Here is a 26,085-nt window from a genome sequence, read left to right on the forward strand (position 1 = left end):
GTTATAATTGTGTTTGAATGAGTGTTCAATTAATGAGGAGTTTCACATGATTAAATTTTATTTTCACCATACACCTAACCCAATGAAAGTTGCACTTTTCCTAGAAGAAACTGGTTTACCTTACGAAGTGGTTCCTCTTGATACATTAAAAGGTGAGCAGCATACACCTGAATACAAAGCAATTAATCCAAATGCTAAAGCACCTGCTATTACTGATGGTGAAACACGTGTTTTTGATTCTAACGCTATCTTAATGTACCTTTCTGAAAAATCAGGTAAGTTGACTGGTAAACCTGAAGACCGTGGTGAAATGCTTTCATGGTTGATGTTCATTGCATCAGGTCTAGGCCCATACTCTGGCCAATCTGTACATTTTAGACATGCCGCTCCAGAAGGCTTAGACTATGCAGTTAACCGTTACTTACGTGAAGCTCAACGTCACTATGAAGTACTAGATACTCACATGGAAGGCCGAGAGTTTATTGTAGGTAATGAATTCTCTATTGCAGATGTGTCTGCATGGGGCTGGGTTGATAAAGCAGCTGTTGTACTAGGAGAAGAGGGACTTGCACCTTACCCTAACCTAAAGCGCTGGTTTGAAAGTATTGATAGCCGTCCTGCTGTGGCACGTGCGCGTAATATCGCATCTGATGTGGAATTTAAAAAAGAGTTTGATGAAGAAGCTAAACGTGCTTTCTTCCCTTCAAATTATCCAAAAGCTTAATTTACCAATAAGGAGTGAATATGACTGATCAATATGTCCCACCTAAAATTTGGGTACATGATACTAATGGCGGCAATAAATGGGCTAACATTAATCGACCGGAGTCCGGTGCTACTCATGAAAAAGAGTTACCAGTCGGAGAGCATAAGTTGCAGTTATATTCCTTAGGGACTCCTAATGGTCAGAAAGTGACTATTATGCTTGAAGAACTATTAGCTTTAGGCATTAGTGAAGCTGAGTATGACGCTTATTTAATTAACATTGGTGAAGGTGACCAATTTTCATCTGGCTTTGTCGGTGTCAATCCTAACTCAAAAATACCAGCATTAGTTGATAAAACAGCTGATCAAGATCTCAATGTATTTGAGTCTGCTTCTATCCTTGTGCATTTAGCTGAGAAGTTCGGTCAGTTTCTACCTGCTTCAGGTGTTGCCAGAACAACTACGTTTAACTGGTTATTTTGGGCACAAGGTTCTGCTCCATTTTTAGGTGGTGGTTTTGGTCACTTTTATGCTTATGCAGATGAAAAGTTTGAATATCCAATTAATCGATTTGCGATGGAAGCTAAACGTCAACTTGATGTATTAGACAAACAACTAGCTAACAATACTTTTGTTGCTGGGGAAGAGATCTCTATTGCTGACATGGCTATTTGGCCTTGGTACGGTAACTTAGTATTAGGTAATTTATACGATGCTGCTGAGTTCTTACAAGTTGAAACTTATACACATGTGATGCGTTGGGCTAAACTACTTGAACAACGCCAAGGTTTTCAACGTGGTCGTACAGTAAATCGTCCATTTGGAGAAGAATGGGAAAAAGTAGAAGAGCGACATTCTGCAGCGGATATAGATAAAGTGTTAGCCAAAAAGCCTCAATAAAGTTTGGTTGATAACATTTAAAAGTGGGTTAATGAAAGTTTCATTAACCCACTTTTTTGTATTTATCCAAGATTTAAATTTAATTTTTCTGGATATTGTTTAATCATCTCAATAAAACAGTCCGCCATTGAACATTGGGTAATTGTACCTTCACCTTCCATCATGGTTAAAGCATCATAACCTTCTTTTCCTTTCATGGTATAGGCGGAAGAGGTACCACGATAAAAAGTGTCAGGTTGCACTTTTATCCAGCCATTGCTTTTGTCAAATATCGCTAATTCAGTAATGCGTTTGCCAACAGGGCGTTCTGCACAATAGGTGAATGTTAAGTTATTTGTGTAGGGATAACTTCCTGTGCCACTGCCTACAACACCATTATTGGTTGCATTATTAATTGCACCTTCGAGTGCTTGTTCAATATATTTACCTTGAATTTGATAGACCCCGATAGGTACTACAAAAGGCAGTAACTTCCCTGCAATGTCTGCGACAGAAATATCACCTTGATTTAATGATGAGCGAATACCGCCAGCATTATGGATCGCAAAATCGACTTTATGACCTAATTTATTCATCATGAAAGAAAATGATTCTGCAACGAGAGGAACAAGGTCGCTGCCTCCTTTTTCATCAGGAATACGAATATGGCGCATATCCTGCGGTAAAGTAGCAATAATGGTATTTTGTAATTTTCGTACCCTTGGTATGTATTTATCCAATAAAAGACTCTGTAATAAAGGATCCTTTTTACAAATTATAATATTGTCATGATGAGTCAGGCGTTCACCGGCTTTAGCAGCAATGTCTCCATCGAGTGTGCTTAGTAAGCTTTTATCGTGACATAATCTACGACCAAAAAGTAATTCGTTTTTGCCCGCAAAAGAAGTGACTCTGCCATCTTCAGCAAAATCAATATTACAATGACCTATGGCCTGAGCATGACACCCTGCTTGAACAATATAAGTATCATTAATACACTCACCATAGTCTGCTTCGTGTTTAAGTCCAATATCACTAAAATCTCCTTGCAATACATGCGTATGCCCACCAACGATTAAACTAATGCCTGTTACCGCCTTTGCTAAATCTTTATCTCCCTCATAGCCTAAGTGACTTAATAGGATGATCTTATTTATCCCGGCTGCTTGAATTGCTTTAACGGTGTTAATAGCGGTTTCAATGGCATTAGTAAATGGTGTATCAGGATCAACATTAGCAATATCCATCATCTTATCGATAGAAAGGCCAAATAAAGCAATGTATTCACCATCTACTTTTTGGGTTATCCAGTTCGCTGTTTTGTGTTCAGCTTGGTATGTGAAGAGGTTATCGCGGTTACTTAATTGATGTGACTTTGTGGGTAATTCATTTGAAAGGTCCCAATTACCCGCTAACAGCGGAAACTCGATACGGTCAAGAAAGTCAGCGATAGGTTGATTACCCATATCCAATTCATGATTACCAATGGTCATCATATCAATACCTAATGCATTAAGCATTTCAGCATTTGCTTTACCTTTAAATAAGGAAAAATATAAAGTACCTTGGAAACAATCACCCGCGTGTAAGAATAGAAAATGTCTCTGTTGTTCTTTCGCTGAAGCTTTGAGTTGTTTTACTCTGGTCGCTATTCGAGAAAATCCACCATTACTCACGTATGGCGAGATACTTTTCCCTTCTATATTTAACTGTAATTGTAACGCATGAGGTTCAAAGTAGGAGTGAGTATCATTAATATGAGCAAGTGTTAATGTCACTGCTTTATTGTTTTTTATCATAAGCCTTCTTAATTGATATTTATCTCAATTATAATCCACTAATAGGATAGGCTAACACTATGATTAAAAGTTATAAATAATTATTAATAAAATCATTAACAATAAAAAAGGGGCCTTGTTATTACTACAAGCCCCCCAAAGCGGTTAAACCTAATAATTAAATATTAATTATTATTTTTCCCAAGCAAATGATTCAAACATTGGATCAACGGGTGTTTTTGCTACGTGGTTAACGTAGTTACTGATTGTTTTTTGTGACAAGCCAAGAATGACTTCTAATACTTGTTGTTGTCCATAACCTGCCGCAAAAAATGCATCCATATCAGTTGCTGGCACATTACCACGGTTACGTACCATGCTTAATGTGAAGTCATGTAAAGCTTGTAGCTTCGCTGTAGGCATTTTATCACCATTACGCAGGGCTTCTGTTAATGCTGCATCTACATTCATCGAATGTGCAATGCCTGTATGAGCAGGTACACAGTAATGACATTCATGTTCCACATTGATTGTTTGCCATACAACTGTTAACTCTTCTGCATCGAAAGAAGTGTTTGTGAATTGTTCATGTAGTTGTGTGTAAGCTTTTAAAATGGTTGGTGCTTCAGCCATTGTACCGAATAAATTTGGCACCACACCCATTTGTTTAATAGCACCTTCAAGAATTGGCTTACTTTGTGCTGGAGCTGTGTCTACTGTATGAATTTGAAATTTGCTCATTAATTTACTCTCTCTAGTGAAAAATGAATTTTGAAGATTACTCTTCAATCAGTAAATCCATCATAGTTCATTGTGAACGAGTGTTCAAGTATTTTGTAACGATCGTTCAAATTTATTGAGATATAAAATTAAATAAAAGATAGGGTTAAATACGACAATATAAAGAATGCAATGTCTGCGTGATACAAGCAGTCTATGTAGTTGTTATAAACAAAAGATTTGTGAAGAGAAAAGAGGGAATTAGCTATTATATTGTTACTGAAATTATTAGTATCAAACTAATATTGTAAATCTTATATATAATAGCTATTGGTGGTTAGATTAGTGAAATGGAGAACCGATGAAAATTTCATTTACAAATTTGTTAATCGTCTCGACATTGCTATTAACACGCGCATAAGTTCTTAAACCTATGATTTGTACTTGAATATAACTGGCTAATTCTTTGGCATCTTTATCTGATGCAATCTCGCCAAGTTTAATAGCTTCAGTAATGATCTCTGCAAATTTATTTTCAACATTGGCCAATAATAGTTTAGCTTCATCTAATAATTCCTTATTATCTGCGTCAGTTAATTCGGAGATAGATTTAACTATCATGCACATGCAACTTGGTTTGCCTTCTAAATTCTCAATAACCAGTTTTCTGATAAACAGTTTGAGGCCTTCTAAAGGAGAACTTGTTTCTGCTAAACAGTTTTCTAAGACTTCACCAGTCTTGTTGGCATAATACTGAATCGATTCTTTGAATAGATTGTCTTTACTACCAAACGTTGCATAAATACTGCCAGGACGAAGATCAATAGCTGTCTGTAAATTGCGCATAGAAGTACCGTGATAACCTTTACCCCAGTATAAATTTGTCGCTTTTTGTATTACTTCTTCTCGGTCAAACTTGGCAACTTTACTCATAAACAATCTTTTTATTTTTAATGGAACACTCGTTCATTATACAACTAAACACAAAGCTTACCAAGCGTTACAGGGTATTTGTTAATAACAGAGTGAATGGACAGGGGACAATAAAGATGGGTTATTTATCTTTTTTACTATGAAATGCACTAGGCATGACTTCTACACCTACCATTTTTCCTAATTTAATAATAATAGGAATAGTAATCGGTGCAAAGGGTAACAATGCAAATACACCTAAACCCAACCCTTTCAAAATATCTAAAAACTGCTCGTTAGCGATTTTCATTTCAGATTTTGTAGCTTGGCCCTTTGTATAACGTTTATAGATAACTAACATTAATTTTGTTTCTTGTTTTTCTTGTGCCAGCGCTATTTTCAATTTAAGCATAGCTCTTTTTGTTTTTAGCCTTGCTGCTAATTTTTGAATTCGAATAACTCGAATGGGGGCCTTGTGGATTTTGTGTAATGTTTTCATTATTTACTCATTATGAATGTGTTAATAACAGTAAATGTGAAAAGACGTTACTGATAAAAATAGTGGTTAGATATAAGTGATAGCAGTCTACCGTTTAAATGTAAAAACAAATACAGCGTTTTGCTTAATTTATCATAAAAATAAATTGGTTAATTCTCAAGTCTGTAAGTACTAGCTAAGCAATTACTGACAGACCTTAGTTAAACGCAGAATATTTTAATAGGGTTTTACAGAAGTGAATGGTGCAACTTATGATAACCATCACTTTACATATAGTTTTTCATATATATTATTGTTCGTATGTTTTTAGCTTATATGGTCATAAATAATGAATAATTCAACAAAACCTAGAGTACTGTTTCTTTGTACAGGTAATTCAGCTCGTTCACAAATGGCGGAGGCATTATTACGCCATAAAGCTGGCAACAGATTCGATGTGTATAGTGCAGGAACTCATCCCGAGACTGTGGATCAAAGAGCATTAGATGCGCTAGCAAAATATGGCATTGAAACAAAAGGAGTGATGTCCAAAGATGTTGACTCTTTTACTGGAGAAGCTTTTGATTATGTTATTTCTCTTTGTGATAAAGCTAGCGTGGAATGCAGAAGTTACCCAAATGCTGGAAAACAACTTGCGTGGGATTTTCCAGATCCTAAAAGCCGCTCAGGTGATCAACCTTTCTACTTGACATTAAATGAACTCAATACGCGCCTAGCAATGTTTTTATTAGTTGAAGAAAAACAAATAAAACAACTTGAAGAGCAAGCTAATGAAGCGTCTTTGAACGAGTTTTTTAAGTGTTTAACGGACCCAATAAGGTTAAAAACCTTGATGCTTTCTCATTATCACGGTGAGTTATGTGTCTGTGAGTTAATGGAAGCGCTACAAGAAGAGAGTCAACCTAAGGTATCACGTAATTTAGCAGTACTTAAAAAATCCAACATTATTAAAGATAGAAAACATGGACAATGGGTATTTTATCAAATTAACCCAAACCTACCTTTATGGGCTAAAACTGTGATTGCTCAGACAACTGAAAATAATATAGGGACGATCACCAGTGAATTACATCGATTAGATATTATGAAGAATCGCCCTAATCGCGCTAGTTTTTGTAAATAAAAGATAATAGGAATAAGTTAATGGGTATTTTTGAACGTTATTTGTCTGTTTGGATTGCAATCTGTATTACTACCGGTGTGATACTGGGCTTATGGCAGCCAAGTGTATTCGAAACGTTAGCAAGTGTAGAGTTTGCTCACGTCAATATTATTGTGGCTGTATGTATCTGGGTGATGATTTACCCAATGATGGTACAAATTGACTTTTCATCTATTAAAGATGTTGGTAAAAATCCAAAAGGATTAATATTAACGGTCATCATTAATTGGCTGATTAAACCTTTTACTATGGCCGGATTAGGTTGGTTGTTTTTCAATTTGTTATTTGCCGATTTAGTGGATCCTGCTTCTGCCCAAGAATATATAGCGGGTATGATCTTGTTAGGTGTTGCTCCTTGTACTGCAATGGTTTTTGTTTGGTCTCAATTGACTAAAGGTGATCCGAACTATACCTTAGTACAAGTTTCTGTGAATGATGTGATCATGATTTTTGCTTTTGCACCTATCTCTGCACTATTACTGGGTGTTAGTGATATTCAAGTACCCTGGGAAACATTGATAATTTCTGTTGTGCTTTATGTGTTTTTACCTTTACTCGCAGGGATCATCACAAGGTATTTATTATCCTCCAGCAGCCATTCTGTTGATGGCTTTTTATCAACAATGAAACCCTGGTCTGTTATTGGTTTATTAGCGACGGTGGTTTTATTATTTGGATTTCAAGCTAATACCATTATTGCTGAACCGCAAACCATACTATTAATCGCTATCCCACTTATCTTGCAAACCTACGGTATCTTTGCCGTTACCTATTTTATCGCTCAAAAAATGAAACTACCGCATAATATTGCTGCACCAGCTTGTTTGATTGGTACTTCAAACTTTTTTGAATTAGCAGTGGCTGTTGCAATCTCATTATTTGGTTTACATTCTGGTGCTGCGCTAGCTACTGTAGTCGGAGTACTGGTAGAAGTGCCTGTGATGTTATCATTGGTAGCGATCTTAAACAGAATAAAAAGTAATCGTATTTAATAGCACCAATACCTAATGTAAGAATTTAACCTTAATTATAAATGGAATAGATTATGCAAACACATCCTTATGATATTTTACCTTTAGACAATGGCGCTCAACTTATTTTCACTCCTTGCCCGGGGACTAAAGAAACGACTGTTGATGATGCATTAACAACACTAAAAGAGGAAAAAACAGCGATGTTGATTACCTTAATGTTTGACCAAGAGATGGAAAAAAATGCAGTCACAACACTACCTCTATATTGTAAAGAACAGGGTATTCAATGGGTGCAACTACCAATTTTGGATGATGATGCCCCCGGTGGTGATTTTGAAAGTCAATGGGCGAAACATAAACCAGAGATTATTGAGCTAATTAACAATAAAGGTACCATCGCTGTACATTGTAAAGGTGGCTCTGGTCGAACAGGTTTAGTAATAGGGCTAATCTTATCAACGCTAGGCTGGCCCGCGAAAGAAGTAATTAAAACGGTACAATCAATGAGGCCGAAAGCACTATCACATCCTGTTCAGCTTGATTATTTTAATCGTTACACTAATTAATATAATCAAGAGTTAAAGTAACAATTAAAAAGCACCTACTGTTCAGGTGCTTTTTTGCTATTTAGAGGGATTATTTTATTAATCTAGTACTTATTTATTAACAAATGCGCTATTTAGATGCACTTATTGCACCTCTTCAGCTCACACATATTGTATTTTGTTTAGGTAAGATTCGTCTTTAACACGATGTTGATAGTTCAATGGCGTGGCCTTTACCAGTCTTTTAAACTCTCGTAAAAAGTGTGGTTGGTCAGTAAAACCTAGATCATATGCAAGGTTTGCAAAAGTTACATTTTCGCTGTGATTTATTTGATAAATCGCAGATTGACAACGAATAATCCGACTGTAAGTTTTAGGTGACATTCCCATATCATTGTGAAAATTTCGCTGTAAGGTTCTAATACTGTAACCAGTTAAATCCTCTAAATCCTTTATTTTAATATTACCTTGGTGTTGGCAAATATTCTGGATGATTTGAGTCGTTGTACAAGTTTGTTGTCGTTGTGATTTTTCCATCATAAACTGATTAAAAAGATCAACTTGATGATTAAAACTATTACTGTTTGAAACCTCTTCAACTAATTGATTTGCTTTTGGAATTAGATCTAATAAATTATAGTGGTTATCAATTAATTCACTTGCAGAGACATTAAGAAAATCTGGCATCACTCCTGATTTAAAGCGGATACCAAAGTAACGATTATGTGCTGTTAATTCGATGTTGATGGCTTCTAATGGTGTGCCAAATACTTCTGCATTAGGGCTACTATCGTTGCAATCAAATAGCACATCAATGCAACCATCTGGAATAGCAAATGGTGCTTCACTACTATCGCTCGCTTCAAAGGTATAAAAGTGAGAAATAGTGTCATTATTCGCACCTGCTAACGAGAATTTTTGCTCTGCATTCATCACTAACCAAGGTTGCTTATGATGGATATGCGCCAGTTGATTCACTATGGATAAATTAGCCATAACATGCTCAGAATTGTTAATAAGATAATTAATACTCAGCAAGCTTGATGCCAAAATTCTGCTCCGATAAATAACAGAATATATGCTTAAAAAATATTCAATCGTGTCGTAAATATACAATACCCCCCCAAAACAGTGCTCTATTATCGTTTGCAACAGCTGAAATGTAAGCTTCAAAAATCGAAGCATGTTCAGCAATCTATCACTTTCAATAATAGGTACTGAAATGGACAACGATACGAAAATTGATTTTATTTATTTATCTGAGCAAGACATGATTAAAGCGGGTGTTACTGATATGCCGAGTTGTGTCGATACAATGGAAGATATGTTTAAGTTACTTTACAAAGGTGACTACCGAATGGCTGGTGAAAATAATGATTCTCATGGTGCCATGATCACTTTTCCTGAAAAACCAAAATTCGATACTATGCCCCGTCATACAGCCGATCGTCGTTTAATGGCAATGCCTGCTTATTTAGGTGGAGATTATCAAACCTGTGGAGTTAAGTGGTACGGCTCTAACATTGAAAATAGAGAAAAAGGCCTCCCTCGCTCGATCTTGATGTTTATTCTTAATGATGTTCATACCGGTGCTCCATTAGCTTATATGTCGGCAAACCTGTTATCGGCTTATCGTACTGGTGCTGTACCTGGTGTTGGTGCTCGTCATTTAGCCCGTAAAGACGCCAAAGTTATTGGTTTACTAGGACCTGGCGTAATGGGGAAGACATCTGTTGCTGCATTTATGTCTGTTTGCCCTGATATCGACACCCTCAAGATAAAAGGCCGTGGCCAAAAAAGCTTAAACGATTTTATCGAATGGGTTGGTAAAACATTCCCACAAATCACTAATGTATCAGTTGTCGATACGTTGGAAGACGTTGTCCGTGATTCAGATATTGTAACTTATTGTAACTCTGGAGAAACGGGGGACGTATCAACTTATCCCGAAGTAAAACGTGACTGGGTGAAACCTGGTGCATTCCTATCAATGCCTGCTTATTGTCGTTTAGATGAAGCATTAGAAAAAACAGATGTTAGAAAAGTGTTAGATAACCCTGGCCTTTATGAAGCTTGGTTTAGTGAAGTGCCAAAACCTGCACACCAATATATCCCTATTATAGGTGTTCGCTTCTTAGACATGGTCGAGCAAGGGACCATAGACGCTGATTCACTAGAAGATCTCGGGAAAATAACTGCTGAAGAAGCTCCTGGACGTCAAAATGATGAAGAAATCATTATCTTATCAGTAGGTGGTTTACCTGTAGAAGACGTAGCGTGGGCAACTAAAGTTTATCGTAATGCATTAGCCAATAAAATTGGTGTGCCGTTAAACCTTTGGGAAACACCTGAACTTCGCTAGCACTAGCTTAATCATCAGATTTGTCACTATTTTCAGTGTCAATATTTCAAGTTTAATGATCATTTGTTCAGCTTAAAACTGAGCAAATAAATTATACACATTAACAGGTAACAACATGACTAACATTATTAAAGTAAACACCGCATCACCATTAGAAAAAGTAGCCAGTTATTCACGCCTCATAGTCGTTGATAATTGGATATATGTGTCAAATACAGCGGGAAGAAACCCTGAAACTAAGCTTATTCCTGATGACCTTATCGAACAAACAGAGCAAGTATTTAGCAATATCGAAAAAGCTTTAAAGGTGGTCAATGCAAGTCTACAAGATGTGGTTATGTCACGTGTATTTATTCAAAACCCTGCAGATACACATCAAGTCATGGAATATATTGGCACTAAATTTAAAGGAGTAAACCCTGCAACAACAGTGACTAATCCTTCATTAGGCTCACAGGCTTATAAAGTTGAACTTGAAGTCACTGCTTACCGTGGCGCTGGTAATGCAACAGTACAGCAGATTTCAATCTAATTTTAGATATTAAATTCGCTGCGTCACTGCCAGGAGAGTCATGATGACAAAAACACTAGAAAGATTAACCACACAACAAAGATTAACCACACAACAAGCAATGCCAGAGGCTACTAAAGTAGTGATTATTGGTGGTGGGATTGTTGGCGTATCAGCTGCTTTAACTTTAGCGGAACGAAATATTCCGGTTGTATTGATTGAAAAAGGGCATATTGCAGGCGAACAGTCTTCTCGTAATTTAGGCTGGATACGAAAAACTAGCCGCCATTTTGATGATGTGCCCTTGGCATTAGCAGCAGACAAATTATGGGCAGATATGCCTGACCGAGTCGGACATGACCTCGGTTATAACCAGTGCGGTATTATGTTTCTTGCGAAAACTGAGGAACAAATGGCCACGCATGAAACTTGGCTTAGATCTGTTCAAGATCTAAATCTTGATTCTCGCCTTGTTTCAACCAAAGAGGTCAATAATCACGTACCAGGTGGAGAACAACAGTGGGCAGGTGGCATTTATACCCCTTCAGATGGTCGTGCTGAACCTGCAATAGCAACTACGCAAATGGCCAAAGCAGCTATTGCCAAGGGCGCTACTATTATTGAACATTGTGCTGTACGAGAAATTACCACGTCTGGCGGACAAGTTTCAGGCGTAATGACTGAACATGGAGGGATCAAGTGTGAACAAGTGCTGCTGGCTGGTGGTGCTTGGTCAAGAAGACTGTTAGGTCACCATGGCGTGTCTTTACCTACTTTACCATTGATTTGTTCAGTGATGCGTACTAAAGAGATGCAAGGGCCAACGGATATTTCTGTGGGTGGGCCAGACTTCTCCTTTAGAAAGCATCAAAACGGTGGTTTTATTATCACGCAACGTGGCGCGTTAGATGCTCACATCACCTTAGATCATTTAACGATCGGCTGGAAGTACTTAGCACAACTACGTACTCAACGGAGTTTTTTGCGTGTGTCGATGGGTAAACACTTTTTTGATGACCTGGCGATAAAGCGCCGTTGGAAGTGCAATCAGATGTCTCCCTTCGAACAAATTAGGATCTCTAACCCAGCCGTCAATTCTGCATTAAATTTGGAAGCATTAACTAACTTAAGTAATGCGTGGCCAGCCTTTGAAAAAGCAGAGCTTGACGAAGAATGGGCAGGGATTATAGACGTTACACCCGACTCAAACCCAGTCATTGATCATATTAGTCAGATTCCCGGTTTAACTATTGCCACAGGATTTTCTGGTCATGGTTTTGGGACTGGGCCTGCTGCAGGGTATTTAGCCGCTGATCTCGTTGCTAATACTTCACCAATTATTGATCCAACCCCGTACCGTTTTAGTCGTCTCTAAGACGGTCAATATTTAACACTATAAAAGGAATTTAGATATGAATGATATAGCACATTCTGCATTGGCCTTTACAGCCAAGCAGCATAAACCTAAATCTAACAAATTGGGTTTACCAACCATGATGGGTATTTGTATTGGTTTAGTGATAGTACAAGGCGCAATGATTTCGGCAACTCAAGGGATCGGTATTGGAGGTACATCCTTTATTGCTGCGATGTTTGTTGCTTTAATTATCTCTCAGTTTAATGCAATGAGCTTTGCTGAATTATCACTTATGTTCCCACAGGAGGGGACACTAGCCACTTATACTCAAAAAGCAATTGGTCACTTTCCTGCCATTGTGTCAGTTTTTGCTGGTTACGTTGTTGTTGCTGTTTTAGCAATTCCAGTTGAAATGTTTTTAATTGATGCCATGTTAGGAGAGTTGATTCCTGGTGTGATGCCTGGAAAAATAGTCCCGCTCATTATTTTAGCGGTATTAACAGTTACTAATTTAATCGGTACAGATATCTTTGCTAAAATTCAAAACTTATTAGCCTTTGTTTTGGTTACAGCTTTAGTTTTAATTGGTGGATTATCTATCACGGGTATCGCTGAACCCCACCCGCAATTAACAGGTACTATAGTGGATTGGAGTTTTGATGGTGTTTTAGATGGAAGCTTTATTGGTTTAGTTGCATTAGCAATGTGGTTAATGGTTGGAGTGGAATATATCTGTCCTATGATCAATGATGTTAAAAATCCTGAAAGAAATATCCCTAAAGCCATGCACGGATCTTTATTTTTAATCTTTACTATCTTCTTAGCATTTGTGTACGGCGCAAGTTTGTACTTAGATGTCGAAACATTAACGGGGTCACCTATCCCATATCTTGATTATTCAAGCGCGGTGTTCGGGAAAAGTGGTTTATTAATTGCGACTATCATGGGTATTGCTGCAACCTGCAGTACGATTAATACCGTTTTAGCGTCAGTACCAAGAATGTTGAGTGGTATGGCTGACAATAAACAAGCATTTCCGCAATTAAATATTAAAAACCGTTACCAGGCACCATGGGTGGCGATTATAATGATTGCCGTATTAACATCAATTCCATTTTTATTATTAGGCATAGATTCATTAATCCTGCTGGTAATTGCTGCAACTACAAGTTGGCTACTGGCTTATATCGTTGCCCATATTAATGTGATGGTTTTACGCAAACGTATGCCTAATCATAATCGTCCGTACCGTAGTGCTTTTTTTCCTATTCCACAGGTACTGGGTATTGTCGCTATGGTTTATGTGGCTATTAATAACTCGCCATCGCCTGAAATGACGCAAGCAGTATTTACTATCAGCGGTACTATTTTATGTATTATCAGTATCATAGGTGCATTATGGGTTAAGTTTTATATGAAACGTGATTTATTTACACCTGACATGGATTAAGAAAAGTCGTTTAGCCTTTATTAATTATAAAGATAAGGGCTAATTTTCTTACTCCGCTTATAATATTCCTTGATTATTACCATAGGTAACCCTCCTAGATTAAAATTTTATTTAACCCTGCTAACCTTAGCCTGTATAGTTAACAAGTTATAAATGATAGTTATTTGTATTTATGTTTTTAATTCATTACAAATGCTATTGATGTTAATAAGGAAGCTAGGTTTCTCGTGAAAGGATCAACTAACAATTCATTGAATCGTATTGAGTCGGTACTTGAATATATCGAAAACTCATTACACTTGCCTTTGTCATTAGAAGATCTCGCTAGTAAAAGCTGTTGGTCACGTTGGCAATTACAACGCATCTTTCAAGAATATACCCAACAAAATGTCGCTCACTATGTACGCCAACAGAAGCTATCTAAAGCAGCTGAACTTGTATTACTAAATAATAAGAGAATGATCGATATTGCCTATATGCTTGGCTTTGGTTCAGAAATTTCATTTAGTCGAGCATTTAAATCCTATTTTAATATGAGCCCTAAGCAATATCAGAAACGCGGTTTACGGATGGGCATAAAAAAGCCATTAATTAAAAGCCCCTTCACTGAAACTGAATTAAACTCCTTATTTGTTCAAATCCGAATTGATCATCTACCTAAAATGACTATTTATGGTGTGCAAAGTAAAATTAAAGGGATTGCTTCCGTTGTTCCTGATTACATGCAAACCGTTCCGGATACTTGGCGACAATTCGAAACATTTTCTAATGCACAAAAAATCGATGTTGAACAATACTTTGGAGTGATCAGTGTTGATGAGTCAGAACAAGAAGGGCAGTTATCCTACCTTGCAGGTACGCTACAACCGATAAAAGGAGCGAGTCAAATTGACTTATCGGATCAACATTACGCGGTTGTTTCTTTTGAGGGGCCTACCAATAAGTTTGCAAAGATTGTCGAGTGGTTTGTATTTTTTTGGTTACCTAACTCTGAATACGAATTGTGCGAAAGCCATGAGTTGGAGGTTTATAAGAAGCAAATTGATAAATCGAGGTTAGAAGTAGAGTATTGGCTTCCTATCTCACAAAGAAGTTAGAGAAAAAAGTGATATAACAAAAAATAAAATAGAGCATTTAAAAATGCACTTTGCACCAAATTGTTAAGTTTTTCATTTTTAAATTGGTAATATCTAAATAATAATCATTATCAATTTAAATGGAAGAAACAGATTATCATGACCACTTCAAATGGAACCAAGTATTTCAAACCAACTACCTTAGCTTCAGTGATTGCCATTGCACTATTTAGCCCTCATTTAGCGGCCGATGAAGAGTATGATAATGCAACCGAGTTAGAGACAATGTCTGTAATGGGAAAAGCATATCGTAATACGGCAACCAAGACTTCTCTTGCTCCAGAAGAAACACCGCAAGCTATTAATGTTATTGATGGTGAGTTATTACAAGAGCGTGGAGCTCAGTCATTGAATGAATCTTTACGTTATACACCCGGTGTTGTTACTGAAACGAAAGGTGGTGCTGTGACTATGTACGACACCTTTACTATCCGAGGCTTTTCTACTAGTCAAAGTTATTACGACGGATTAATACTTCAGCAATTAAATGGTTGGAATCTACAACCGCAAATAGATCCTATCGCCTTACAACAAGTTGAAGTGTTTAAAGGTCCCACATCAGTATTATATGGTTCTATGCCACCTGGCGGTATGGTGAATATGATAGCTAAAGCCCCACAAGTTGAATCTAAAACAAAGCTTGGATTAAAAGTGGGCACGAGTGATTTAAAACAAATATCTATTGATTCTACAGGTCAAATTTCCAATAGCGATGTTTCTTATCGTTTTATTGGTCTTGCCCGTCAAAAGGGTGGCCAGGTTGATACAACAGATGAAGAACGTTACTTATTAGCACCTTCGATTACTTGGGACATGACTGATAGAACATCACTTAATTTGAACGTGTATTATCAAAATGATCCAGATATGGGGATGAATTCAGCCATACCTTCATCTGGCTCTGTATTCGACAATGTTAACGGGACCACCAGTGCAAGTACATTTGTGGGAGATGATAACTGGAGTACCTTTGAACGTGAAGTACTTATGTTAGGTTATAAATTTAGTCATGACTTTAATGACAACTGGACTTTCTTGCAAAATGCACGTTATACCAAAGCGGATTTGTACCAAGAAAATACTTATCATTATGCGAGTTATGATGAAACAACAGGAGATCTTGACCGCTATATATATTCTACTGATGAAAGCTCTGAAGCTTATGCTATTGACAATCAATTAGCTGGTGTGATTGATATTTCAGGTATCAAACACAATGTATTGTTAGGTATCGATTATCGTCAATTGAAAGGGGATTCAGCATATGATTACTATGGCACGACGAGTCAGTTCGGCACTTTTAATATCTTTAGTCCTGACAACAACTTAATTGATCGTGATGCATTAACTTCATTAGCTACTTATAATGATGAAATCTCTGTTAAGCAGTTAGGAGGTTACTTCCAAGATCAAGTACGCTTGAATAAATTAGTGTTGATTGCTGGTGGACGTTTAGATACTTATAAAAGTAAAAGTGATTACTCTGGATCTGTTACTGAAGCGGATGAAACAGAGTTTTCTTACCGCTTAGGTGCATTATATGAATTTGATAATGGACTCTCTCCATTTATTAACTATGCAACTAGCTTTGAACCTGTTGCAGGTCAAAGTGATTTTGGTGAAGCTTTTGTTGCCGAGACAGGTGAACAGATTGAAGTAGGTTTAAAATTCAATTCATCTGATTTCAGTAAAACAGCTACTGTATCTGCTTTCCAAATTATCAAAAGTAATGTTGTTATTTCTGACCCGAGCTCAGCAGATTATCAAGGTCAATTACAAGTGGGTGAAGTACGATCTCAAGGTGTTGAATTTGAAGGGAATTGGTTTATCACTGATAATGTAGACGTTTCTGCATCGTACACTTACACTGATATGGAAATAACCAAAGACAGTGATAATGGTTTAGAAGGTACAACACCAATTTATGTACCTACACATGCGGGTAACCTATGGGCAAATTACCACTTTGACGATCAATATTTACGTGGGACTCGTTTAAGTGCAGGTTTACGTTACGTGGGTGAAATGCAAATGGATGCGACCAATACACAAGGTAAAGTGCCAGATTATACCATTGCGGACTTATCTATTGGTTACGATATGAGTAATATTAGCAAATCACTATCAGGTATGAATGTAAACCTATCTGCTAATAATGTATTTGATACGGAATATTTCTCTTGTTATGACGATCAAAACTGTTGGTACGGTGATGAAAGAACCATTGAGTTGGGTGTAAACTTTACACTTTAAATGAATAATAGCCTCTAATATAAACCTCATAATATTTATCTATTATGAGGTTTTTTTATATCCATTAATTAATCTTAATTGTAATTATAATTAAGATTAATTATCATTTAAAAATAATTTTAACCTTGTAATAACCTTAATAATGTAAAATATAGTCGTGAATATTTAGATGTTTTAACGATAATAATAATAATAATAGGAACTTCAATGAAAAAGTCAGTATTGGCTATCTTAGCCATTTTATTAACCCTTCCCAACTTAGCTTATGCACACGTTATGCCTGGCGGAGGTGGATTCATGTCAGGTTTTTCACATCCTGTTTTAGGTCTTGATCACTTACTGGCTATGTTAAGTGTCGGTATTTTAAGTGCTCAAATGGGCGGGAAAGCAATTTGGAGAGTACCTGTTACATTTGTTATTGTTATGCTGATTGGTGGCATTCTAGGTATTAAAGGCGTTGAAATGTTTTCTGTGGAATTAGGCATAGCCATTTCAGTACTTGCACTAGGTATCTCTATTACTACTGAGAAAAAGCTACCACATTTTATCGCTATGTTATTCGTTGGCTTTTTTGCTATTTTCCACGGTTTTGCTCACGGGGTAGAAATGCCATACCTAGCGAAACCTGAAATGTATGCAGCTGGTTTTGTTGTCGGTACTGCCACTATCCATATTGCAGGTGTGTTTATTGCGCTTATATTAAAAAGAATCAAGCAAGGTGATCAATTACTTCGGTATCTAGGTGCTGGTATTGCGGGTGTTGGTTTCCATCTAGTAATGATGTAAAGCAAATATAACAGCGCTTTAATCTTCTTAAAGTGCTGTTCAATTACTCATCTTTTATTTCTTTACATATTTTTCCTTTCTAAATTAATTGTATACGTTATATTTAATTCATTACTTACTGCGTTGAAAAGTTTAATTAATGAATAAATTACCTAAAGAGATAAAAAAAAATTGGCGTAAACAGGGGGAAGCGCCTGATTATCGTTTTTCTCTTGCCAATGAACGAACTTACTTAGCTTGGATCAGAACTGCTTTAGCGTTATTAGCTGGTGCAATTGGCTTAGACCAATTGACACCTGATCTAGCAAATCCTCAAATACGTTATGCTTTGTCTGCATTTCTTTGTATCTGCTCAGCATTGTTAGCTATTTTTGCATATCGACGTTGGGCAGCGAATGAAGCTTCTATGCGACATAAAAAGGCATTGAGTTATACCAGCTTCATCAAGGTAATTAGTAGCGTGGTATTTATTTTTAGTGGTGTGGTGATATTGGCTGTATTTTTATGAGTATAGAAGTAGGGGATCCAGGTCTACAACCAGAAAGAACCTTGATGTCATGGTTCAGAACCTATCTCTTACTTATTATTATCAGTTTTATATTGTTGTTTGTTAGTGTAAAAGTTGATTTATTACTGTTTAAGTTATTTGCTTTAGGCTTGATTTTATTCACTACCATTAGTTTGATTTTACAAATTAAACGATTTAAACATTACGCTATACGAAATGAGACTGTTACATATCACGAAGTCATCGCTAAAGTTATACTTTCTTGTTGTGTTACTTTGACTTCATTGAGTTATTCAATATTTCTAATGATTAAAATATTCTCTAATTAACAGTCAGTCATAATATTAAATATAATAAAGTGTCTAGACAATTTAGACACTTTACCTATTTAGCTGATAAATCTTAATGACCACGATGGCCATGATGTTTTCTATTATGTTGTTGACTATGTCGAGGCGAAAAGAATAAAGATATAACAGGCCCATGCAACCCTAATTGAATAACAGGCCCTGGGGAACGGTGTTTCACTCTATTTTTAATTGCTCTTCTTTTCTTAATTTTCTGTACTTGACGAACATTTTTCTGGTGGCTAACTTTATGTTTATGATGAGCAGATGCTCCATGATGATTACTTGCATAAGCAGGTGTTGTTAATGCAAAACTAAAGGTAAATAGACCTGCCGTTAATAATGATAATGTCTTTTTCATGTTAATCTCCTCGTAAAGTCAATATTGACTTTGTTTCAGTGACTAAACTATAAAAGGTAACTATGTAGTAAATTTGCAGAAATTATGGAGATTAAATAACAAATTTAAAATATTAAAAGTCGTTTTATTTCAATACCCTAATGATTTATTGTTAAGGTAAGCATATTTAAAGAGATAAAATGTTATCAAAAAACCATAAGATTACCGTTAAAAAATACTTATTCTATTGCCCTTAAATACTAAAAATTCCTATTAATCGACCTTATATTAGTCTGCTACCTATCTTTATAATTTGAATCAATATTTAAGAGTAAGACACTTAATAGTATATTTAGTTTGAATCACCAACATATCGATTTGCCAGAGGAGTTGTTAGTTTAGTTTTAGAAGGTTAAAAGAGAGCTTTTAAATCGTATGATTAAATTTCATCTTTAATATTATGTGGTGATCCTAGCGTCTCAGCATGTGAATACTTTTCTTACTCCTATTTAAAATAATACTTTTCTCATTCTTACTTTTTATCTGTTTTATATTATCTACACAAAAAAAGCATGTTAGCCTTAAGTTAACATGCTTTTAGATTCATCAATCCTAGTGAATTGATTCTTTTATGCGGTTTATTATCTACAGACATTTAGGTTGATTGAGCCTTGCCAATTAATGAGCATTCGCGATGATAATTGATGTGTTTACACCGTTACCAAATGAAATACTAAAACTAGTACTTGGTTGGCTTTTAACTCCTTTTTGGTGTGTTTTTTTAGCATGATTGTTATGCTTTACTATCACAATCTTCTGATTTTTTTTATCTTTTCTGTTTTGTTGTTGTTTATCATTATGCTTAACGGTATTTGTCACTACCGTTACATGCTGTGTATTTTTTTGATGTGAAGACTGTTCATGTCCTCTTGAGTTTGCCGATGCACTAAATGAAAAACTTGCAGCTACTAATAGGGCAGTTGCTAATACTAATAATGGCTTTTTCATCATTTTCTCCAAGTGTTTTACTTTATTTTTAAATTCAAAGTTTGTTTCAATAACTAAACTATACTGCTCAAATATGGAGTAAGTTTGTAGAAAGTATGGAGTTTGAAAATACCGAATTTATTAAATTTTAATATCACATCACCGCTCTTTATTGAAATCTGCTAAATCATTTATGCATTTAACTTTATTAAATAAACGTTAATTTATGAGGTCAGTATTAATAATGAATAGGAAAATTCTAGGATTGTTTGATTAAACACCCATATCTTGATCTTATTAGTATTAATCAAAGATGAAAAATCATATAGTTTATACCTAGTAATGGTCATAAAAATCACTTTTAATTTTTAAAGTGATTCATTACTAATTTTAATTACCCTGGATAAGTAATTAATTTGTGCTGAATACTTTCTATTTCGGATTTTAATACAAGGATGTGTATGAATATCTTAAACCGATTTATTTTATCTTTTTCTCTTATTTCTTTACATAGTCAAGCTGATTCTGTTGATCAGCAGTTCATTGATATTGATTTTGAGGAGTTAATGGAAATTGAAGTGATTTCTGTTAGTAAAAAAAACGAGAAACTATCAGAATCAGCAGCCGCTATTTATGTTGTAACAGAGGATGAAATTAGACGGTCAGGGGCAACTAGTATACCTGAAGCTTTATTTTTAGTACCTGGCGTGGATGTCGCTAAAATTGATACGAATAAATGGGCTGTAACTATTAGAGGATTTAATGGTCGTTTTTCTAACAAATTATTAGTAATGATTGATGGTCGCAGTATTTATACACCCACATCATCTGGTGTTTTCTGGGAAAATTTGAACTATTTAATGTCTGATATCAGCAGAATTGAAGTAATAAGAGGACCTGGTGCTACGCTTTGGGGAACCAATGCTGTTAATGGTGTTGTTAACATAATAACTAAACAATCTACTGGTAATGAAGGTGAGATAGTTGCCTCTATAGGTAATCAATATCAGGCTTTGGGCGTTAAACAAGGTGGTGAAATTGGCGAAAAGAGCAAGTTTAGGGCTTATGTTAACAGTAAAAAATTGGATGAATCGAAAGATCTTAGTGGAAAAAGTCAGGATAACGAAGGGAGATATTTACAGACAGGTGCTCGTTTCGATATAGATTACGGAGATGGTGAATGGCTCACTTTACAAGGTGATTTATATAAACATGAACTTCGTCAACAGTTCTCTATCTCTAACTATTCTGAACCGTACACATCATCCATTGTAAGTGATGATGTAGACCTTATGGGTGGAAATATCGCTTTACGATGGGGTATGAAAACAAGCATTGATTCAGAGGTAAACATCCGTGCTAGTGTTGATTTTTACGAACACAATGATCTGCAATTTGAAGAATTACGCACGACTTTTAATCTCGATATAGAGCATCAACTAACACCAATCAAAAACCATTCACTAATATGGGGGGCTGGGTATCGAGTAAGCCAAAATGACCTGGATGGTTCAGACTCTTTTACTACCTCTTCTTCTATTGAAACGACCCGAATTTGGAATCTATTTATCCAAGATACATGGAATATTCCAGAAAAAAAATTGTCCTTAACCTTCGGCGCAAAAGCAGAGGGGAATAACTATAGTAGTACAGAACTACAACCTAATATCCGTCTAAGTTGGTTGGCCACTAAAGAAATGACGTTATGGGCTGCTATTTCTCGGGCGATTAGAATCCCTTCGCAAGTTGAGAATGATTCAACTATTAATATTCAAGTGCTAGCTCCAAGTGCCTTTGACCCATCAGGTACACCAGGTTTATTACAATTAGTTGGTAATAATCAATTTGAATCAGAAGAGTTAACTGCATACGAAATTGGTTATCGTTGGTTAGCATCTCCTTATGTATCATTTGATATAACCGCATTTTATAACCAATACGATAATTTATTGAGCTATGACATAGGTGATGCTGAAATCAAAACAGTTAATGGGAATACCTTCTATGTTATTCCTATTAACCTTGATAATAATATTAAAGGGTACAGTTATGGCACAGAATGGTTAGCAACATGGCAAGTCACGCCTAATTCTAGATTACGATTTACCTATAGTTATTTAGATATCAACTTAGAAGATACTCAATCTAACGCCTATACTAATAATGTGATCTCATTATCGGTTGATCGTTCTTTAGAACACCAAGCCTCTATTTGGGCGAGTACAGATTTGTATGATTCTGTCGAACTAGATCTACGTTTTTATTATACCTCAGAGCGCAGTTGGGATAGCAATAATGGTGACCAATATATATCAGATTCAGTTGATAGTGATTTACGTATTGCATGGCAAGCCACTCCTTCATTGAATTTATCAATCATCGCTCAACACCTTTTACACGATGATAACCAGCAATTCATTACAGAGTCATCAACCACTGACTCACTGATAGAGCGTAGCATCTTTTTTAATGCGCTTTATCGTTGGTAACAGTGTTTAGATATATCCATATGATAAGTAGCTTATTAATCAGATACCTATTTATACTTTTATTTTTTAGCTTGTTTTCGAACAATGCAGCGTTAGCTGAAAAAAATAAAATAAGTAGTTTAAAAGTTGCCTATATATATAACATTGCGAAGTTCACTCGATGGCCGGATTCGTCTTGGAATAATACAAATGATCCATTTATTTTATGTACTTATGGTCAAGATGAAGTGATTAATGAATTAAGTATTTTAACTAATAAAAAAATTGATACACATCCAATTTCAGTTATTGAAGTTAAAAATGATCAAGACTATCAACATTGTAATGCATTTTATATCAGTACTGACGACCGAAATCTATATCGTTATTTACTTTCAAAAATAAACCTTCAGGTAGTTTTAACGATAACTGATCAAAGTCCATTTTTTGAATCTAGTGGCTTTATTAATTTAATTGAAAAAAATAATAGACTACGTTTCCAAGTTTCCAATCAACAATTGTCGACAACTAAATTGGTTTTAAGCTCAAAGTTATTAAAACTTTCTATTCTTGTAGATAATTAAAGGTGTGTTTGTGTTTAAAATAAAAAATTTTTCATTAAGAAGTCAGCTTATAGCAATAGGTTTATTACCAGGTGTAATAGCAACTATTGTTATTATTATATTTATAAGTTTTGTTCAAAACCACTATAGCCATCTAGACTCTGAAAGTGAACTAAAAACGTTAGCAAGGTTAATGGCTAGTCAAAATACAGCAACGGCTCAATTCAAAGATCGAGAAGCAGCTAAAGAAAGTTTGGACAGTCTTTATGCTAAAAGAGAAATTATATTGGCTAGAATTTATGACCAAAACAAACAGATCTTGGCGGAGTATATCCAACCAGATTTTGATCAAGCTCTGTATTCTTCATTAATAAAAATGAATGTAACTGAGTTACAAAAAGGGCAGTTAGAAGAGGTTTTAACACATGTTGAACCGATAATATATGAAGGAAATATATTAGGTTATATATTATTAGTTGATGACTTTAGTGTATTGAATCAACGGCTGTTAAAACAATTAATTATCATACCTGTGATGTTTATTTTAGGGACACTATTTGCTTTATTAATTTCTTTACGCATGCAAAAGTTTATATCAACTCCTTTACTAGTGATCACCAAGGTTATCGATAAAGTTTCAACACAAAAAGATTACAATTTGCGTATTCCAGGTCGTCGGTCTGATGAAATCGGAGTGTTGATTAATGGATTTAATCTAATGCTAGATCAAATTGCAAAAAGAGACAAATCCCTACAAGATCATAGAGATAACCTTGAAACAAAAATTTTAAAACGTACTGAAGAGTTGACCATTGCAAAAGAAAATGCGGAGGCGGCAAGCAAAGCAAAAAGTGAATTTTTGGCAACAATGAGTCATGAAATACGTACACCAATGAATGGCATATTAGGTATGACTGAGTTGTTGCTCAGTACTTCGCTGCAACCAAGACAAAAACGTTTTACAGAAACAGCACATCAGTCTGGAATAAACTTGCTGAGTATTATCAATGATATATTGGATTTTTCTAAAATAGAGTCAGGCAAGATGGAACTTGAATTAATTGAATTTAATTTACGTTCTTTGATAGAGGAGTTTGGCTCATTATATGGCGAAACCGCTTATAATAAAAATATAGAGTTAATACTTTCTATACCGCCTAGTTTTGCCGATACCTACATAGGTGATCCTGTAAAATTACGTCAAGTGTTAACCAATTTATTGAGTAATGCGTTAAAGTTTACTGAGCATGGACAGGTAACTTTAAGAGTGCATGAAATTGCAAAAGGACAAATACACTTTAATGTTATCGATACTGGCATTGGTATTGATCAATATAAAATTAGCCATATATTTGAATCTTTCGTTCAAGAAGATAGTTCAACGACAAGGAAGTATGGGGGTTCAGGTTTAGGGCTTCCTATTGCAAAACAATTAGTTAGTTTAATGGGGGGAATATTGTCCGTCACCTCTGATAAATCTGTTGGTAGTTGTTTTTCATTTGAAATTGAACTTAAACCCGTCGAAAACAATTCCAACAGTTTAATCAATAAAACATTTGATTTGTTACCAGAATCCTCGAAATTACAGAACAAACATATTCTTGTTGTAGACGATAACTCAACAAATCGTTTTATTATTAAAGAACAACTTAAAGAAATTAATCTTTCATGTGATTTAGCGGAAGGCGGTGAGCAAGCCTTGTCTCTATTAGAAATAGCACATTCCCGAAATACACCTTATGACTTATTAATACTAGATATGCATATGCCAGGTTTTAATGGATTAGAATTAGCGAATGCAATTAGAAAAAATCCAATATGGAAACAACCCATCATGATTATGTTGAGTTCCGTTACAACCGATTCTAATTTATTAAAACAAAATAAGATAACTTATTTTCTAAATAAACCTGTTCTACAAAAGGAATTTTATCAGTGCTTAAGCTCTGTGTTCACAGTGTCACAGGATAAGAGTATTAATATAGAACCTCAGAAAGATCAAAATGAAGCCTATCATTTTAATTACCCATATAGAGTGTTGATTGCTGAAGATAACCCAGTAAATCAACAAGTTGCATCTTTCATGTTAGAGTCATTTGGGTTGCATGTTGAACTTGCTGATAATGGATTAATGGCAGTCGAGTCAGTTAAAAACAAAAATTTTGACGTCATACTAATGGATATGCAGATGCCAGAAATGGATGGCTTAGAAGCGACTCGTACGATTAGAGAAATGGAATCAACAGGCGTAATTTCAAAAGGAAATATCATCATCGCTTTAACAGCCAATGCAATTGATGGAGATATGCAACGTTGCCTTCAATCAGGTATGGATGCTTATCTGAGTAAACCATATTCTGTTATTCAGTTATATGAACAGTTAGTTCCATGGTTGCACATTCCTCGTCATGATGAGTATGACATAAATGAATGTAATGAAAGTGATGAGATTGTGGCGAAAAAGAGTAATGTTATTTTGAGTAATATCTCAGTCGACCCAACTTTATTAGATAATTTATCGATGTTACAACAAGGTGATTCATCTGTTTTGATTAATAAAGTCATTAACCTTTATCTAGAAACTTTAAAAGAAAGCTTAATTGTATTTAAAGACCCAAGTTCCAATAATGATGACATTAGAAAGTCAGCTCATAGCTTAAAATCCAGTAGTGCACATGTAGGGGCAAATCAACTTGCAAAATTAACGAGCAGCTTAGAAAAAGCGCTAATTTCTAGTTCATTAACTTCTGTTTCAGAGTTGATCAAAGAGATAGATTTAGAATCCATCAATGTTATTGCTTATTTTAATACAAAACAATTAAATAATATAAATGAAATATAGC

The 26,085-nt window shown here is 35.4% G+C and carries 24 protein-coding genes; 17 read left to right on the forward strand and 7 right to left on the reverse strand.

All coding sequences use genetic code 11. From position 1 onward, the window contains the following. Positions 1-46: 46 nt before the first annotated feature. Together OW492_RS02085 and yghU are read left to right on the forward strand one after the other, a co-directional pair. A complete protein-coding gene (locus tag OW492_RS02085; RefSeq protein WP_290038093.1) occupies positions 47-724 on the forward strand; it encodes a glutathione S-transferase family protein in 678 nt (225 codons plus the stop codon). A 20-nt stretch (positions 725-744) separates the two neighbouring features. After that, positions 745-1,605: a glutathione-dependent disulfide-bond oxidoreductase gene (gene yghU / locus OW492_RS02090; protein ID WP_290038094.1), complete on the forward strand. Its 861-nt coding sequence runs from the start codon at positions 745-747 to the stop codon at positions 1,603-1,605. Positions 1,606-1,667: 62 nt separating this feature from the next. On the opposite strand, the gene OW492_RS02095 is transcribed toward yghU, so the two are convergent. From OW492_RS02095 to OW492_RS02110, 4 genes are all read right to left on the reverse strand, one after another. Then, entirely contained in the window at positions 1,668-3,383 is a 1,716-nt protein-coding gene (locus OW492_RS02095) for a bifunctional UDP-sugar hydrolase/5'-nucleotidase (protein ID WP_290038095.1), read from the reverse strand. 171 nt (positions 3,384-3,554) lie between these two features. Then, positions 3,555-4,103, reverse strand: a complete 549-nt coding sequence (locus OW492_RS02100) for a carboxymuconolactone decarboxylase family protein (protein ID WP_290038096.1) — start codon at positions 4,101-4,103, stop codon at positions 3,555-3,557. 321 nt (positions 4,104-4,424) lie between these two features. Further along, the gene (locus OW492_RS02105) at positions 4,425-5,015 is read right to left on the reverse strand and encodes a TetR/AcrR family transcriptional regulator (protein WP_290038097.1); all 591 of its coding nucleotides are present in this window, start codon (positions 5,013-5,015) and stop codon (positions 4,425-4,427) included. Positions 5,016-5,136: 121 nt separating this feature from the next. Beyond that, on the reverse strand, positions 5,137-5,493 hold the full coding sequence (locus OW492_RS02110) for a hypothetical protein (protein WP_290038098.1): 357 nt from the start codon (positions 5,491-5,493) through the stop codon (positions 5,137-5,139). 328 nt (positions 5,494-5,821) lie between these two features. On the opposite strand from OW492_RS02110, the gene OW492_RS02115 reads away from it, so the two are divergent. The 3 genes from OW492_RS02115 to OW492_RS02125 are packed head-to-tail and all read left to right on the forward strand — an operon-like array spanning position 5,822 to position 8,195. After that, on the forward strand, positions 5,822-6,616 hold the full coding sequence (locus OW492_RS02115; RefSeq protein ID WP_290038099.1) for a metalloregulator ArsR/SmtB family transcription factor: 795 nt from the start codon (positions 5,822-5,824) through the stop codon (positions 6,614-6,616). A gap of 20 nt (positions 6,617-6,636) precedes the next feature. Further along, entirely contained in the window at positions 6,637-7,647 is a 1,011-nt protein-coding gene (arsB, locus tag OW492_RS02120) for an ACR3 family arsenite efflux transporter (protein ID WP_290038100.1), read from the forward strand. A gap of 53 nt (positions 7,648-7,700) precedes the next feature. Beyond that, the gene (locus tag OW492_RS02125; protein ID WP_290038101.1) at positions 7,701-8,195 is read left to right on the forward strand and encodes a tyrosine-protein phosphatase; all 495 of its coding nucleotides are present in this window, start codon (positions 7,701-7,703) and stop codon (positions 8,193-8,195) included. A gap of 141 nt (positions 8,196-8,336) precedes the next feature. Here the strand turns inward: OW492_RS02125 and OW492_RS02130 are convergent, their stop codons facing one another. After that, positions 8,337-9,170: an AraC family transcriptional regulator gene (locus OW492_RS02130; RefSeq protein WP_290038102.1), complete on the reverse strand. Its 834-nt coding sequence runs from the start codon at positions 9,168-9,170 to the stop codon at positions 8,337-8,339. A 226-nt stretch (positions 9,171-9,396) separates the two neighbouring features. Between OW492_RS02130 and OW492_RS02135 the strand changes: the two genes are divergently transcribed. From OW492_RS02135 to OW492_RS17005, 9 genes are all read left to right on the forward strand, one after another. Then, positions 9,397-10,536, forward strand: coding sequence for a tyramine oxidase subunit B (locus tag OW492_RS02135; RefSeq protein WP_290038103.1), 1,140 nt, complete (start codon positions 9,397-9,399; stop codon positions 10,534-10,536). A gap of 115 nt (positions 10,537-10,651) precedes the next feature. Further along, on the forward strand, positions 10,652-11,068 hold the full coding sequence (locus tag OW492_RS02140) for a Rid family hydrolase (protein ID WP_290038104.1): 417 nt from the start codon (positions 10,652-10,654) through the stop codon (positions 11,066-11,068). Between the two features lie 40 nt (positions 11,069-11,108). Continuing rightward, a complete protein-coding gene (locus OW492_RS02145) occupies positions 11,109-12,422 on the forward strand; it encodes an FAD-binding oxidoreductase (protein ID WP_290038106.1) in 1,314 nt (437 codons plus the stop codon). A 37-nt stretch (positions 12,423-12,459) separates the two neighbouring features. Then, complete coding sequence (locus OW492_RS02150; RefSeq protein ID WP_290038107.1) at positions 12,460-13,854, forward strand: APC family permease; 1,395 nt, start codon at positions 12,460-12,462, stop codon at positions 13,852-13,854. A gap of 227 nt (positions 13,855-14,081) precedes the next feature. After that, positions 14,082-14,951 (forward strand): AraC family transcriptional regulator, encoded by an 870-nt coding sequence (locus tag OW492_RS02155; protein ID WP_290038108.1) that lies wholly within the window; start codon positions 14,082-14,084, stop codon positions 14,949-14,951. Positions 14,952-15,089: 138 nt separating this feature from the next. Beyond that, the gene (locus tag OW492_RS02160) at positions 15,090-17,243 is read left to right on the forward strand and encodes a TonB-dependent siderophore receptor (protein ID WP_290038109.1); all 2,154 of its coding nucleotides are present in this window, start codon (positions 15,090-15,092) and stop codon (positions 17,241-17,243) included. A gap of 207 nt (positions 17,244-17,450) precedes the next feature. Further along, positions 17,451-18,029, forward strand: a complete 579-nt coding sequence (locus tag OW492_RS02165; RefSeq protein ID WP_290038110.1) for a HupE/UreJ family protein — start codon at positions 17,451-17,453, stop codon at positions 18,027-18,029. A 139-nt stretch (positions 18,030-18,168) separates the two neighbouring features. Further along, positions 18,169-18,537: a DUF202 domain-containing protein gene (locus tag OW492_RS02170; RefSeq protein WP_290038111.1), complete on the forward strand. Its 369-nt coding sequence runs from the start codon at positions 18,169-18,171 to the stop codon at positions 18,535-18,537. Beyond that, positions 18,534-18,866 carry a DUF202 domain-containing protein gene (locus OW492_RS17005; protein ID WP_354669211.1) on the forward strand — a complete coding sequence of 111 codons (333 nt, stop codon included), beginning with the start codon at positions 18,534-18,536 and terminating at the stop codon, positions 18,864-18,866. Before OW492_RS02170 ends, OW492_RS17005 begins: the two co-directional genes overlap by 4 nt. Before the next feature lie 73 nt (positions 18,867-18,939). Here OW492_RS17005 and OW492_RS02175 read toward each other — a convergent pair whose 3' ends face one another. Together OW492_RS02175 and OW492_RS02180 are read right to left on the reverse strand one after the other, a co-directional pair. Continuing rightward, positions 18,940-19,245: a hypothetical protein gene (locus OW492_RS02175; RefSeq protein WP_290038112.1), complete on the reverse strand. Its 306-nt coding sequence runs from the start codon at positions 19,243-19,245 to the stop codon at positions 18,940-18,942. Between the two features lie 657 nt (positions 19,246-19,902). Then, on the reverse strand, positions 19,903-20,232 hold the full coding sequence (locus tag OW492_RS02180; protein ID WP_290038113.1) for a hypothetical protein: 330 nt from the start codon (positions 20,230-20,232) through the stop codon (positions 19,903-19,905). Positions 20,233-20,672: 440 nt separating this feature from the next. Here OW492_RS02180 and OW492_RS02185 point away from each other — a divergent pair, with 440 nt between their 5' ends. The 3 genes from OW492_RS02185 to OW492_RS02195 are packed head-to-tail and all read left to right on the forward strand — an operon-like array spanning position 20,673 to position 26,084. Continuing rightward, positions 20,673-22,700 (forward strand): TonB-dependent receptor, encoded by a 2,028-nt coding sequence (locus OW492_RS02185; RefSeq protein WP_290038115.1) that lies wholly within the window; start codon positions 20,673-20,675, stop codon positions 22,698-22,700. Positions 22,701-22,720: 20 nt separating this feature from the next. Further along, positions 22,721-23,263, forward strand: a complete 543-nt coding sequence (locus tag OW492_RS02190; protein WP_290038117.1) for a YfiR family protein — start codon at positions 22,721-22,723, stop codon at positions 23,261-23,263. A gap of 10 nt (positions 23,264-23,273) precedes the next feature. Next, positions 23,274-26,084 (forward strand): response regulator, encoded by a 2,811-nt coding sequence (locus OW492_RS02195; protein WP_290038119.1) that lies wholly within the window; start codon positions 23,274-23,276, stop codon positions 26,082-26,084. Position 26,085: the final 1 nt, after the last annotated feature.

The organism is Psychromonas sp. 14N.309.X.WAT.B.A12, from assembly GCF_030397575.1.
Classification (GTDB): Bacteria; Pseudomonadota; Gammaproteobacteria; order Enterobacterales; family Psychromonadaceae; genus Psychromonas.

Excerpts from the sequence above, each read along its gene's own strand:
- OW492_RS02085 (WP_290038093.1), top strand. The coding sequence starts at position 47 with ATGATTAAATTTTATTTTCACCATACACCTAACCCAATGAAAGTTGCA.
- yghU (WP_290038094.1), top strand. The coding sequence starts at position 745 with ATGACTGATCAATATGTCCCACCTAAAATTTGGGTACATGATACTAAT.
- OW492_RS02095 (WP_290038095.1), bottom strand. The coding sequence starts at position 3,383 with ATGATAAAAAACAATAAAGCAGTGACATTAACACTTGCTCATATTAAT.
- OW492_RS02100 (WP_290038096.1), bottom strand. The coding sequence starts at position 4,103 with ATGAGCAAATTTCAAATTCATACAGTAGACACAGCTCCAGCACAAAGT.
- OW492_RS02105 (WP_290038097.1), bottom strand. The coding sequence starts at position 5,015 with ATGAGTAAAGTTGCCAAGTTTGACCGAGAAGAAGTAATACAAAAAGCG.
- OW492_RS02110 (WP_290038098.1), bottom strand. The coding sequence starts at position 5,493 with ATGAAAACATTACACAAAATCCACAAGGCCCCCATTCGAGTTATTCGA.
- OW492_RS02115 (WP_290038099.1), top strand. The coding sequence starts at position 5,822 with ATGAATAATTCAACAAAACCTAGAGTACTGTTTCTTTGTACAGGTAAT.
- arsB (WP_290038100.1), top strand. The coding sequence starts at position 6,637 with ATGGGTATTTTTGAACGTTATTTGTCTGTTTGGATTGCAATCTGTATT.
- OW492_RS02125 (WP_290038101.1), top strand. The coding sequence starts at position 7,701 with ATGCAAACACATCCTTATGATATTTTACCTTTAGACAATGGCGCTCAA.
- OW492_RS02130 (WP_290038102.1), bottom strand. The coding sequence starts at position 9,170 with ATGGCTAATTTATCCATAGTGAATCAACTGGCGCATATCCATCATAAG.
- OW492_RS02135 (WP_290038103.1), top strand. The coding sequence starts at position 9,397 with ATGGACAACGATACGAAAATTGATTTTATTTATTTATCTGAGCAAGAC.
- OW492_RS02140 (WP_290038104.1), top strand. The coding sequence starts at position 10,652 with ATGACTAACATTATTAAAGTAAACACCGCATCACCATTAGAAAAAGTA.
- OW492_RS02145 (WP_290038106.1), top strand. The coding sequence starts at position 11,109 with ATGATGACAAAAACACTAGAAAGATTAACCACACAACAAAGATTAACC.
- OW492_RS02150 (WP_290038107.1), top strand. The coding sequence starts at position 12,460 with ATGAATGATATAGCACATTCTGCATTGGCCTTTACAGCCAAGCAGCAT.
- OW492_RS02160 (WP_290038109.1), top strand. The coding sequence starts at position 15,090 with ATGACCACTTCAAATGGAACCAAGTATTTCAAACCAACTACCTTAGCT.
- OW492_RS02165 (WP_290038110.1), top strand. The coding sequence starts at position 17,451 with ATGAAAAAGTCAGTATTGGCTATCTTAGCCATTTTATTAACCCTTCCC.
- OW492_RS02170 (WP_290038111.1), top strand. The coding sequence starts at position 18,169 with ATGAATAAATTACCTAAAGAGATAAAAAAAAATTGGCGTAAACAGGGG.
- OW492_RS17005 (WP_354669211.1), top strand. The coding sequence starts at position 18,534 with ATGAGTATAGAAGTAGGGGATCCAGGTCTACAACCAGAAAGAACCTTG.
- OW492_RS02175 (WP_290038112.1), bottom strand. The coding sequence starts at position 19,245 with ATGAAAAAGACATTATCATTATTAACGGCAGGTCTATTTACCTTTAGT.
- OW492_RS02180 (WP_290038113.1), bottom strand. The coding sequence starts at position 20,232 with ATGAAAAAGCCATTATTAGTATTAGCAACTGCCCTATTAGTAGCTGCA.
- OW492_RS02185 (WP_290038115.1), top strand. The coding sequence starts at position 20,673 with ATGAATATCTTAAACCGATTTATTTTATCTTTTTCTCTTATTTCTTTA.
- OW492_RS02190 (WP_290038117.1), top strand. The coding sequence starts at position 22,721 with ATGATAAGTAGCTTATTAATCAGATACCTATTTATACTTTTATTTTTT.